Origin of the sequence: Mesorhizobium huakuii, assembly GCF_014189455.1 — a bacterium.
Lineage (GTDB): Bacteria > Pseudomonadota > Alphaproteobacteria > Rhizobiales > Rhizobiaceae > Mesorhizobium > Mesorhizobium huakuii_A.
This window is the reverse complement of sequence record NZ_CP050296.1, coordinates 3740519-3752758: the sequence shown is the minus strand read 5'-3', so window position 1 is coordinate 3752758 and position 12240 is coordinate 3740519. Positions and strand designations below refer to the sequence as shown.

General features: G+C 63.9%; 12 protein-coding genes. 11 read left to right on the top strand and 1 reads right to left on the bottom strand.

Going from position 1 to position 12240, the window contains the following annotated elements:
* The first annotated feature begins 136 nt into the window (after positions 1 to 136).
* The gene (locus HB778_RS18535; RefSeq protein WP_183455881.1) at positions 137 to 514 is read left to right on the top strand and encodes a VOC family protein; all 378 of its coding nucleotides are present in this window, start codon (positions 137 to 139) and stop codon (positions 512 to 514) included.
* Positions 515 to 569: 55 nt separating this feature from the next.
* Here HB778_RS18535 and HB778_RS18530 read toward each other — a convergent pair whose 3' ends face one another.
* Positions 570 to 1781 carry a sensor domain-containing diguanylate cyclase gene (locus tag HB778_RS18530; RefSeq protein ID WP_244661510.1) on the bottom strand — a complete coding sequence of 404 codons (1212 nt, stop codon included), beginning with the start codon at positions 1779 to 1781 and terminating at the stop codon, positions 570 to 572.
* A 196-nt stretch (positions 1782 to 1977) separates the two neighbouring features.
* On the opposite strand from HB778_RS18530, the gene HB778_RS18525 reads away from it, so the two are divergent.
* From HB778_RS18525 to HB778_RS18480, 10 genes are all read left to right on the top strand, one after another.
* Positions 1978 to 2877 (top strand): LysR family transcriptional regulator, encoded by a 900-nt coding sequence (locus tag HB778_RS18525; RefSeq protein WP_183455877.1) that lies wholly within the window; start codon positions 1978 to 1980, stop codon positions 2875 to 2877.
* Between the two features lie 135 nt (positions 2878 to 3012).
* Positions 3013 to 3492 carry a formate dehydrogenase subunit gamma gene (locus HB778_RS18520; protein WP_123168802.1) on the top strand — a complete coding sequence of 160 codons (480 nt, stop codon included), beginning with the start codon at positions 3013 to 3015 and terminating at the stop codon, positions 3490 to 3492.
* Entirely contained in the window at positions 3489 to 5045 is a 1557-nt protein-coding gene (locus HB778_RS18515; protein ID WP_183455875.1) for a formate dehydrogenase beta subunit, read from the top strand. The genes HB778_RS18520 and HB778_RS18515 overlap by 4 nt, the downstream gene beginning before the upstream one ends.
* A gap of 10 nt (positions 5046 to 5055) precedes the next feature.
* Positions 5056 to 7968 carry a formate dehydrogenase subunit alpha gene (gene fdhF / locus HB778_RS18510; protein WP_183455873.1) on the top strand — a complete coding sequence of 971 codons (2913 nt, stop codon included), beginning with the start codon at positions 5056 to 5058 and terminating at the stop codon, positions 7966 to 7968.
* 2 nt (positions 7969 to 7970) lie between these two features.
* Positions 7971 to 8801 (top strand): formate dehydrogenase accessory sulfurtransferase FdhD, encoded by an 831-nt coding sequence (gene fdhD, locus HB778_RS18505; RefSeq protein ID WP_183455871.1) that lies wholly within the window; start codon positions 7971 to 7973, stop codon positions 8799 to 8801.
* Positions 8791 to 9099, top strand: coding sequence for a formate dehydrogenase subunit delta (locus HB778_RS18500; RefSeq protein WP_183455869.1), 309 nt, complete (start codon positions 8791 to 8793; stop codon positions 9097 to 9099). Before fdhD ends, HB778_RS18500 begins: the two co-directional genes overlap by 11 nt.
* Before the next feature lie 117 nt (positions 9100 to 9216).
* Positions 9217 to 10770, top strand: coding sequence for an alpha/beta fold hydrolase (locus tag HB778_RS18495; protein WP_183455867.1), 1554 nt, complete (start codon positions 9217 to 9219; stop codon positions 10768 to 10770).
* A 108-nt stretch (positions 10771 to 10878) separates the two neighbouring features.
* Positions 10879 to 11358 carry a carboxymuconolactone decarboxylase family protein gene (locus HB778_RS18490; protein ID WP_095200978.1) on the top strand — a complete coding sequence of 160 codons (480 nt, stop codon included), beginning with the start codon at positions 10879 to 10881 and terminating at the stop codon, positions 11356 to 11358.
* A gap of 76 nt (positions 11359 to 11434) precedes the next feature.
* Positions 11435 to 11797, top strand: a complete 363-nt coding sequence (locus HB778_RS18485) for a nuclear transport factor 2 family protein (RefSeq protein WP_095201056.1) — start codon at positions 11435 to 11437, stop codon at positions 11795 to 11797.
* 36 nt (positions 11798 to 11833) lie between these two features.
* Positions 11834 to 12148: a hypothetical protein gene (locus HB778_RS18480; RefSeq protein ID WP_183455865.1), complete on the top strand. Its 315-nt coding sequence runs from the start codon at positions 11834 to 11836 to the stop codon at positions 12146 to 12148.
* Positions 12149 to 12240: the final 92 nt, after the last annotated feature.

The window sequence follows — 12240 nt, the reverse complement described above, 5'->3', positions numbered from 1 at the left end:
TGCCGTGGAAAACGACCGATGCTGTCGGATTTCGTCGGATGACGCTTCCTGTCGGCCGATTGCCGATGGTCAAATGGATCGCGTGCCCTAATTCGGTGCCTGAGCGAGGACACGACAATCCGGGAAGGAGACGGTCATGCTCCAAAACAGCAACGCAACGGCCAATCTCGCCGTCAAGGACCTGGCGAGGGCAAAAGCCTTCTATGAAGGCACGCTAGGCCTCAAGCAGGTCGACGACATAGGAGGCGAACTCATCGTCTACAAAAGCGGCGATACGCTCATCAATGTCTACCGGTCGCAATTTGCCGGTACCAACAAAGCGACGGCACTGACCTGGACAGTCGGCGACCGGATCGGCGATGTCGTCAAATCGCTGAAATCGAAGGGCGTGGCGTTCGAACATTATGAGATGCCCGGCCTGACGCTCGAGGGCGACATCCATCTCGGTCACGGTATGAAGGTCGCCTGGTTCAAGGATCCCGACGGCAATATCCTGAATCTCGTCGACAAATAGGCTTCGGCGCTTCGCGTCAGCGGGACCGCTGCGGCTCCGATCACTCGAAGGCGAGTTAGAGACGTCTTTCGGCCTGGCCGACGACCCGGCATTTCGCCTCGAATCGATCCGCCCGGATGGCCAGCAGAAACTGGCCGGGAATACCGGCGGTGTTCGAAACATCGATGGTGGCGCCATCCTCGCCGAGGCTGCGAACCGTGCAGTCGATGGTCGACATGCGGGCGTTGAAGACGATCTGTCCGGCCTTCAGCACCCGGCGCCGCGGCCGTACCTGATCGCCCTGAGACGAATTCCAGGCCGTGGTCCGATTGCGGCCGGCGTGTTTGGAGTGATACATGGCCGCGTCGGCGCGTTCGATCAGCTCCTGCAGGCTGCTGGTCCCGGGGTCGAACGAGGCAACACCGAAGCTCGCCGTGACCTGCATTTCCTGTGTGCCGTGCGCGAGCCGCATGGTCTCTATGGTGGCGCGCAGCCGCTCGGCAGATTCAAGCGCGCCGCTGCGTCCGGTATAGAGAAGCACAGCGAATTCCTCCCCACCGACGCGCCCGAATATGTCGACGTCCCGCAAGGTGGCGCTGCATTGCCGGGCCACACCAGACAGAACCTTATCACCCGCTGCATGCCCGAAATGGTCGTTGACCGATTTGAAATGGTCGACATCGAAGACAATGCAGGAGAAGTCGAAGCGCTGGCGCTGGGCAAGCGCAAATGCCTTGCCGCCCTGATCGATGAACGCCCGCCGCGACAGCACGCCGGTCAGCGCATCGCTGGAGGCATGCTGGCGCAGTTCCAACTCATCCATGGCAAGATCGGCAAAATCCTGGAGGATTGCGATGTCGCGGTCGCTGAATTCCCTTGGGGTGTAGCCGATCGCGCAGACACTGCCGATGTTGTGGCCGTCACGGGTTCGCAAAGGCACGCCCGCATAGAAGCGGATATGGGGATCGCTGCTCACCATGGGATTGTTGGCGAAACGGGGATCCTTCGTCGCATCCGCGACGATCAGCGGCTCTTCCCTAGGGATCGTGTACTGGCAGAATGTCGCCTTGCGTTCGACTTCATTAACCGCCAGGCCCTCGCAGGCCTTGTACCATTGGCGGTGCCCGTCGATGACCGAGATGATGGCGATCGGGACATCGAAGACCGTCTTGATCAATCGCGTGATGCGATCGAACGCCGCTTCGCGTGGCGTGTCCAGAACATCGAAGCGCTCGACGGCCCTGAGCCGCGCGGCCTCGCGCAAATCGCCAGCGGAAACTGCTTGCATTTCCGGCGGATGCTCCTGGAGCATACGAACCACCTATCTTCGGCGCCCCCTGCCGCGATACCCGCATCGGCCATCATGGCAAGCCAAATATTATCAATTGGTTATTGGCTGTTGCCACCACCGGCCGCCTCATCCACGATGATTAACGAGTGACTGAGCGGCGCGACGTTGCAGGCACGCGGAAAGGGCTCGCGGCATGATCGACAAACTCGAATTCTTCATCGCGCTGGCCAAGGAAGAGCATTTCGGCCGGGCGGCGGAGGCGTGCGGCGTCACCCAGCCGACCCTGTCGGCCGGCATCAAGCAGCTGGAGGGGCAGCTCGGCGTCATGCTTGTCAATCGCGGGTCGCGTTTCCAGGGGCTGACGCCGGAAGGCAAGCAGGTGCTGGTCTGGGCGCGCCGCATCGTGGGCGATTCAAGGACCATGCGCGAGGAGATGCGCGCCGCGCGCCACGGCCTTTCCGGCCGCATCCGCATTGCTGCCATTCCAACGGCACTCGCCATGGTCGCGCGGCTGACGACGCCGTTTCGTGAAAAGCACCCGGGCGTCACCTTCTCGGTGCTGTCGCGCACCTCGATCGAAGTCTTGTCGCTGCTCGGTAATTTCGACATCGATGCCGGCATCACCTATCTCGACAACGAGCCGCTCGGGCGGGTGACCAGCGTGCCGCTCTACGACGAGCGCTATCAGCTGATCACGGCGGACGGAAACCCCTATTCCGACCGCGACAAAGTGACATGGGCCGAGATCAGCCAGTTGCCGCTCTGCCTTTTGACGCCGGACATGCAGAACCGCCGTATCATCGACCAGCATCTGGCTGAGGCCGGCGTGCAGGTGCGGCCGACACTCGAATCCAACTCGATGATCGTGCTGTTCTCGCACATCCGTACCGGCAAATGGTCGTCGATCATGCCGCTCAACCTCGCGGAAACATTCGGCTTTTCGGAGCCGATCCGGGCCATTCCGATCGTCGAGCCCGACGCCAGCCACACGGTCGGCCTGGTGGCCGCGCCGCGCGAGCCGCACACGCCGCTGGTGCAGGCGCTGCTGGACGAGGCAATGGCGCTGGCAGACGATTTCCGTAGCCATCGCTAGGGTAGAGAAAGGCGGCTGACCGCGCTTGATAGAAGATTTCTATCAAGCAACGGATCAGCTTTATTGATTTCGCGGGTTTCCTCTGTTTTTGTAACGACTTAGCGCTAGAACGCTACCGACCAGGGAGGGCGCTGCATGACAATGCAGCCTGCAAGTACCGAGATCGCATCGCGCACGGCGGCGATTATCCAAGAGCTGAAAGGCCTCGAAGGCCCGTTGCTGCCGATCCTGCACGAGATCCAGGAAGAATTCGGCCATGTGCCGCAGGCAGCACTGCCGGTCATCGCCGATGGGCTGAACCTCTCCAGGGCCGAGGTGCACGGCGTCGTCACCTTCTATCATGATTTCCGCGCCCGGCCGGCCGGGCGGCATGTCCTCAAGCTTTGCCAGGCAGAGGCCTGCCAGTCGATGGGTTCGGACGCCGTCGCCGCCAAGATCAAGCAGTTGCTGGGCATCGGTTTCCACGAGACCACCCGCGACGGATCGGTTACACTCGAACCGGTCTATTGCCTCGGGCTTTGCGCCTGTTCGCCGTCGGCGATGCTCGACGGCGAGGTGATCGGGCGGCTCGATGACGACAAGATCGACGAGATCCTTGCCGAGGTGCGCTCATGATCCCCCGCATCTACATTCCCGGCGATTCCGGCGCGCTGGCGCTTGGTGCCGAAAAGGTCGCCAAGGCGATTGCAAGTGAGCTCGCCGAACGCGGCATCGAGGCCAAGATCGTGCGCAACGGATCGCGCGGCGCCTATTTCCTCGAACCGATGGTCGAAGTGGCGACCGCCAACGGCCGCGTCGCCTACGGACCGGTCAAGCCTTCCGACGTCAAGAGCCTGTTCGACAGCGGTTTCCTCACCGGCGGCCATCACAAGCGCTGGCTCGGCGCGCCCGACAAAATCCCGTTCCTGGCCAAGCAGACCCGGCTGACCTTCGCCCGCTGCGGCATCAACGATCCGCTGTCGCTCGACGCCTATAAATCGCTCGGCGGGCTGAAGGGCCTGCAGAACGCCGTCGCCATGGCGCCAGCCGACATCGTCAAGCAGGTGACGGACTCAGGCCTGCGTGGCCGTGGCGGCGCCGGCTTCCCGACCGGCATCAAGTGGAAGACGGTGCTGGATACGACGTCCGACCGCAAATACATCGTCTGCAACGCCGACGAGGGCGACAGCGCGACTTTCGCCGACCGCATGATCATGGAGGGTGACCCCTTCGTGCTGATCGAAGGCATGACGATCGCCGGTATCGCCACCGGCGCGACCAAGGGCTTCGTCTATATCCGCTCGGAATATCCGCATGCGGTGGCAACAATGAACAAGGCCGTCGAAATCGCCCGCAAGGCCGGTGTGCTCGGCGTCAATGTGCTGGGTTCGCCCAACGCCTTCGACATGGAAATCCGCGTCGGCGCCGGCGCCTATGTCTGCGGCGAGGAAACCTCGCTGCTGAACAGCCTGGAAGGCAAGCGCGGTGTGGTGCGCGCCAAGCCGCCGCTGCCGGCCATCCAGGGCCTGTTCGGCAAGCCGACGGTGATCAACAACGTCATCAGCCTGGCCTCGGTGCCGATCATCATGGACAAGGGCGCCGCCTTCTACAAGGATTTCGGCATGGGCCGCTCGCGCGGCACGATCCCGATCCAGATCGCCGGCAATGTCAGGAATGGCGGCCTGTTCGAAACCGCCTTCGGCCTGACGTTGGGCGAGATCGTCGACGACATTGGCGGCGGTACGGCGACGGGACGTCCGGTCAAGGCGGTGCAGGTCGGCGGTCCCTTGGGCGCCTATTTTCCCCGCGGACTGTTCGACACGCCGTTCGACTACGAAGAATTCGCCAAGCGTGATGGCCTGATCGGCCATGCCGGCATCACCGTGTTCGACGACACCGCCGACATGCTGAAGCAGGCGCGCTTCGCCATGGAATTCTGTGCCATCGAAAGCTGCGGCAAGTGCACGCCCTGCCGCATCGGCTCGACGCGCGGCGTCGAGACCATCGACAGGCTTGCCGCCGGCATCGAGCCGGAAAAGAACCTCGCTCTGGTCACCGACCTCTGCAACACGATGAAGTTCGGTTCGCTGTGCGCGCTGGGCGGCTTCACGCCCTACCCGGTGATGAGTTCGATCACGCATTTCCCCGAAGATTTCAAGCCGGCGCCGGCGCGCGTCGCTGCTGAATAGGAGCTGGCAGATGAACATCAAGGCCGACTTCCCATCACTGGTCGAAGAGATCGACTACGGAACCCCGGAGTCGCTGGCGCAAAAGCAGGTCACGCTGAGCGTCGACGGCCGCAGCATCACAGTGCCGGAAGGCACCTCGATCATGCGCGCCGCGATGGAAGGCGGTGTCGAGATCCCGAAGCTCTGCGCCACCGACATGCTGGACTCCTTCGGCTCGTGCCGCGTCTGCCTGGTCGAGATCGAAGGCCGCGGCGGCACGCCGGCCTCCTGCACGACGCCGGTCGGCGAAGGCATGGTGGTGCGCACGCAGTCCGACCGGCTCGACGCGATCCGCCGCGGCGTCATGGAACTTTACGTCTCCGACCATCCGACCGGCTGGAACGAGAAGGCCGGCACCGGCGCCAGCGAATTCGACACGGTGGCGAAGTCCGTCGGCCTGACCGAGAACCGCTACGGCGTCGAGGGCCGCAACCACGTCAAGCAGGAAGACGGCGTCGCGCCCGGCCATGGCTCGCTGGCGGTCGACTATATCGCCCGCGACGAATCCAATCCCTATTTCACCTATGATCCGGCGCAGTGCATCGTCTGCTCGCGTTGCGTGCGGGCATGCGAGGAGGTGCAGGGCACCTTCGCGCTGACCATCGAGGGCCGCGGTTTCGAATCGCGCATGGTCGCCGGCATGCATGAGGATTTCATCGCTTCCGAGTGCGTGTCCTGCGGCGCCTGCGTGCAGGCCTGCCCGACCGACGCGCTGCGCGAGAAGACGGTGCTCGAAAAGGGCATGCCGGAACGCTCGGCCGTCACCACCTGCGCCTATTGCGGCGTCGGCTGCTCGTTCAAGGCCGAGGTGAAGGATGACGAAGTCATCCGCATGATGCCCTACAAGGACGGCAAGGCGAACCACGGCCACAGCTGCGTCAAGGGCCGTTTCGCCTATGGCTACGCCACCCACAAGGACCGCATCCTGTCGCCGATGATCCGCGAGAAGATTTCCGACCCGTGGCGCGAGGTGAGCTGGGAAGAGGCGATCGCCCACACGGCCAAGGAATTCCGCCGGATCCAGTACCAGTACGGCCGCACCTCGATCGGCGGCATCACCTCCTCGCGCTGCACGAATGAGGAGACCTATCTCGTCCAGAAGCTGGTGCGGCAGGGTTTCCGCAACAACAATGTCGACACCTGCGCCCGCGTCTGCCACTCGCCGACCGGCTACGGCCTCGGCCAGACCTACGGCACCTCGGCCGGCACACAGGATTTCGACTCGGTCGAATTCACTGATGTCGCCGTCGTTATCGGCGCCAATCCGGTTTCCGCCCATCCGGTGTTCGCCTCGCGGCTGAAGAAGCGGCTGCGCCAGGGCGCCAAGCTGATCGTGCTCGATCCGCGGCGTACGGAGATGGTCAAGTCGGCGCATGTCGAGGCCGATTATCACCTGCCGCTGAAGCCCGGCACCAACGTGGCGGTGCTGACGTCGCTGGCGCATGTCATCGTCACCGAAGGGCTTTTCGACGAAGCCTTCATCCGCGAACGCTGCGACTGGACGGAGTTCCAGGACTGGGCCTCCTTCGTCGCTTTGCCGGAGAACAGCCCCGAGACTGTCGGCAAGCTTTCCGGCGTCGACCCGGAACTGATCCGGGGTGCCGCGCGGCTCTACGCCAAGGGCGGCAATGGCGCGATCTATTACGGCCTTGGCGTCACCGAACACAGCCAGGGCTCGACCACGGTGATGGCGATCGCCAACCTCGCAATGGCCACCGGCAATATCGGCCGGCCGGGCGTCGGCGTGAACCCGCTGCGCGGCCAGAACAACGTGCAGGGCTCGTGCGACATGGGCTCCTTCCCGCACGAACTGCCCGGCTATCGCCACATCTCGGGCGAAGCCGTGCGCGACATCTATGAGAGCCTTTGGGGCGTGAAGCTGGACGACGAACCCGGCCTGCGCATCCCCAACATGCTCGACGCCGCCGTCGATGGCTCCTTCAAGGGCATCTACATCCAGGGCGAGGACATCCTGCAGTCCGATCCCGACACCAAGCATGTCGCCGGCGGTCTCGCCGCCATGGAATGCGTCGTCGTGCACGATCTCTTCCTCAACGAAACGGCGAACTACGCGCATGTCTTCCTGCCGGGTTCGACCTTCCTGGAAAAGGACGGCACCTTCACCAATGCCGAGCGCCGCATCAACATGGTGCGCAAGGTGCTGGAACCGAAGGCGCGCTATGCCGACTGGGAGGCGACGCAGGAGCTTGCCCGCGCCATCGGGCTCGACTGGAACTACACGCATCCGTCGCAGATCATGGACGAGATCGCCAAGACGACGCCGAGCTTCGCCAATGTCTCCTTCGATCTGCTCGACCGGGTGGGATCGGTGCAGTGGCCCTGCAACGAGAAGGCCCCGCTCGGCACGCCGATCATGCACATTGACAGTTTCGTGCGCGGCAAGGGCAAGTTCATCCGCACCGAATATGTGGCAACGGACGAGAGGACCGGACCCCGCTTCCCGCTGCTTTTGACCACCGGCCGTATCCTCAGCCAGTACAATGTCGGCGCGCAGACGCGGCGCACCGACAACGTCATGTGGCACTCGGAAGACCGGCTGGAGATCCATCCGCACGATGCCGAGAACCGCGGCCTGCGCGATGGCGACTGGGTGCGGCTGACCAGCCGCTCCGGCGAGACGACGCTGCGGGCGCTGATCACCGACCGGGTGTCGCCGGGCGTGGTCTACACCACCTTCCATCACCCGGACACGCAGGCCAACGTCATCACCACCGACTTCTCCGACTGGGCGACCAACTGTCCGGAGTACAAGGTGACAGCAGTGCAGGTCGGCGCCTCCAATGGCCCGTCGGACTGGCAGCGCGAGTACGATGAGCAGGCCAGGAACAGCCGCCGTATCGCCGCGCTGCAGGCAGCGGAGTAGTCTTGGCCGCGCGCCGCAAAGCAACGACCGAGATATCGCGGCTGGCGCACCGCGCCAGCGCGACGGCTGTTGCCAACCGCATGGTGCCGGAGGAGACGCCGGTGGCGTTTTCCTTCGCGGGAACCACGCATGCGGTGATGATGGCGAGCCCGGCCGACTTCGAGGATTTCGCGCTCGGCTTCTCGTTGACCGAAGGCATCATCGCTTCCCCTGAAGAGATCGAGGCGATCGAGGTCGAGGATCATGGCGCCGGCATCGATATCCAGATCCGGCTGAAGGACCAGGCCAATACACGCTTCGAGGCGCGGCGGCGCAGGCTTGCCGGACCGGTCGGCTGCGGGCTCTGCGGCATTGAATCCATCGAGGAAGCGATGCGCTCCGTCGATGTCGTTGGTGCGTCAAAGCTTACGCTTGATGCCGACGACATCGTCCATTCCGTCAAGCTGCTGTCGAAGGTGCAGCCGCTGCATCAGCAAACCGGAGCCGTGCATGCCGCCGGCTTCTATATCCCCGGCAAGGGCGTGATCATGGCGCGCGAGGATGTCGGCCGCCACAATGCGCTGGACAAGCTCGCCGGCGCGCTGGCCAAGGCGGGCATCGACGGCGCATCGGGCGCCGTCGTGGTGACGTCGCGCGTTTCGGTCGAGATGGTGCAGAAGACGGCGGCGATTGGATCCGCCTTCATCATTGCCGTCTCGGCGCCGACCGCGCTTGCCATCCGCACGGCCGATGAGGCCGGCATGACGCTGGTGGCGCTGGTGCGCGGCGATGATTTCGATGTTTTCACCCACCCCGATCGGGTGGTCTTGGGAGTTGCCCAGCATGTCGCATGACGAAGATCACATCACGAGCACCAAGGAAAAGCTCGTGCGCATGGCCAACCAGATCGCGGCCTTCTTCCATTCCAAGTCGCGCGAGGAAGGGGTTGCCGGCGTCGCCGAGCACATCAACAAGTTCTGGGAGCCGAGGATGCGACGGCAGTTCTTCGAACTGCTGGACAGCGGCGAAGGCTTCGACGAACTCGTCGTGGCTGCATCGGCCAGGATCAAGCGGCCGATCACACCAGCCGAGGCCGATCTCAAGCTCGGACTCAAGCCCTCCCCGGCCGACGTCGCCGCGTCGCAAAAGTAGCCGCAAGCCGGCCACGCGGACTTACATTCCTTTCCGCTAAAGTTTGAGCTGCCGCTATCGACGCGGCTCTGCTATGGTCGATGATCAGAAATCGTCAGGCCGGGCGGAAGAAACCTCGTGAGGCCGATCGAGACCCGATATGCCCGCAGTGGCGAGGTGCGGATCGCCTATCAGGTGGTCGGCCAGGGGTCGCTTGATCTCGTCTTCGTCCCGGGCTTCATTTCCAATCTCGACCTGCATTGGGAAGACGAGGGCTATACCAGGCTCTTGAGGCGGCTGTCGGCATTCTCACGGCTGATCCTGTTCGACAAGCGCGGAACCGGTCTCTCCGACCGTGTCGATGCCCATCATCTGCCGAGCCTCGAAACCCGCATGGACGATGTGCGCGCGGTGATGGATGCGGCCGGCAGTGGCCGGGCCGCGTTGCTCGGCGCTTCCGAGGGCGCGCCGTTGGCGATGCTGTTCGCCGCCACCTATCCGGAGCGGACGCGGTCGCTGGCGCTCTATGGCGGCTATGCGCATTTCCACAAATGGGTGATGTCGCCGGAACGCCTCGATGCCTTCATCGCTACGGCCGAAACGGCCTGGGGTACCGGCGCCACCTTGCCGAATTTTGCACCGGGCCGAGTGGACGATACCCACTTTTCAACCTGGTGGGCACGTTTCGAGCGCCTGTCGGCAAGCCCGACCGCGGCAGCCGCACTTGCCCGCATGAATGCCGGGATCGACGTGCGAGACATCCTTGGCGCGATCAGCGCGCCGACACTGCTGATCCATCGCCGCAACGATGTTCGTGTCGATCCCGAGGCCAGCCGCTTCCTGGCGAAGAAGATCCCGAATGCACGGCTGGTCGAGATCGCAGGGCGCGACCATCCGGTCTGGACCGGCGATGTCGACCGCGTTGCCGATCTGATCGAGGAGTTTCTTACCGGCCAGCCAGCGGTGGCGGACACGGAGCGTGTGCTTGCCGCATTGCTGGTGACGCGCATCTCCGACACGGCCAAGCTTGGCGACCGCATGTGGCTCGAGCGCAGTCAGCGCTTTCAGGAGAGCTGGCGGCTGCTGGTCGGGCGCCATGGCGGGCGGGCGGTCGGCACGCATGGCGAATTGATGATCTCGCGCTTCGACGGGCCGGCGCGCGCCGTACGCTGCGCGGCGACGTTGCGCGAGGCGGCGCAGCAGATCGGGGTGGCGAGTGCGCAAGGGGTCCATGTCGGCGAGATCGAAGCGCGCGGCCCGCCGGTCGGACTGACGGCGCGCGTGGCCATGCAGTTGGCGAACCATGCCGGGCGTGGCGACATTCTGGCCTCTCGGCTGGTTGCCGATCTGGCGGTGGGGTCTGGCCTGCATTTCGTCGACGCTGGCCGCGTCAGCCTCGGCGAACTGGACGAGCCATTGCCGGTGGTGCATGCGACGTCGGAGCAGCATCTGGAACCGGCCTGCCGTTCGAAGTCCAAGCCAGCGGAACCCGCCGTGTTGACGGCACGGGAAAGCGAGGTGGTGAACCTGATCGCCGATGGCAAAAGCAATGCCGCGATCGCCGCCGAACTCAGGCTGAGCGAGCACACGGTCAAGCGCCACGTCGCCAACATACTGCTCAAGCTCGACCTGCCATCGCGAGCGGCAGCAGCGGCATTTTCGGCCAGGCACGCTGGCCCGGACGGGCCATGAGAGCCATGGCGCTTTCGGGCGAAGCGGGCGCGCCGATGTAAGCGCTATCAATTTCCCCCATGCAGGCCAGGCGGATACCGCCGGAAGGCGCTGCGAACGGAGGATGAAATGCTCAAGTCAAAACTGAATGTCAGATCATTCGTGATCGCGGCAGGCATTGGCGCGCTGTTCACGATCTCTCCCGCAAAGGCCGAGGATGCATCGGCGACAGCCGCCTACAAAGACATCCAGGCGACGCTCGGCTCAGTGCCGGACATGTTCAAGACACTGCCTGACGTCGCCATCGCCGGCGCCTGGGCCGAGATCAAGGGGGTGCAGCTCAACCCCAAGACCGCGCTCGACGGCAAGACCAAGGAGCTGATAGGCCTTGCGGTCGCCGCGCAGATCCCCTGCCAGTACTGCATCTATTTCCACACCGAGGCGGCCAAGCTCAACGGCGCCAGCGACGAGGAGATCAAGGAGACGATCGCGATGGCGGCGATTGTGCGCCATTGGTCGACGATGCTCAACGGCAGCCAGGTCGATCTCGCGACTTTCAAGAAGCAGACCGACGACGTCTTCGCGGCCGTCAAGGCGAAGTCGCAGTGAAAGACACTGCCCGCCGATAAGCGGCGGGCAGATTTTCCGCACATCAACCGCCCGAAGACGGGCCATGGAGGATGAAATGCTGACCAAGACCCAAACCGTGGATGGCGCGGCCATCAAGAAGGCGATCGAGACCCGCGACGGCAAGACGCTGTCGAGCTTCTATACCGATGACGCGCTGGTGCGCGTGATCGACCGCAACAACCCGCCGAGCAAGCCGCGCGAAATCCGCGGGCGCGCGGCGATCACCACCTTCTGGGACGACATCTGCAGCCGGGCGATGACCCACAAGGTCGACACCACGATCGCCGACGGCAACAGCCTGGCCTTCACCCAGGCCTGCGCCTACCCGGACGGCACCAAGGTGTTCGCCGCCGCGATGCTGGAACTGAAGAACGGGCAGATCGCGCGGCAGACCGTCGTGCAGGCCTGGGACGAATAGGCAAACAGCCGCTAACTCAACCTTGGGAGGAATGACATGTTCAGCGCCAGATGGCAGATCGACGCCAAGTTCGGGCACAAGCAGACCGTGCTTGACCTGTTGAAGAAATGGGAACGCGAGATCGGCTCGCAGGTCGGCATCGCCGAGCTGAAGTTCCAGGTCATGACCGGATCGATCGGCGCGCGGGAAGCGACGGTCGAGTCGCATCACCAGGTCGAGAGCCTGGCCCAGTTGGAGGCGATGTTCGCCAAGATCGGCAAGATCGACGCCCACGCCAAATGGGGTAAGGAGATGGAGCCCTATGTCGTGTCGGGCTCCAGTCTTTGGACTATCTATCGCATCGTCGAATAGCGGCTGCGCAGCGGTCTTACCTCTCCCCTTGTGGGAGAGGTCGGATTGCCCCGATTTGTCCTTCACAAATCGGCTGGCAATCCGGGTGAGGG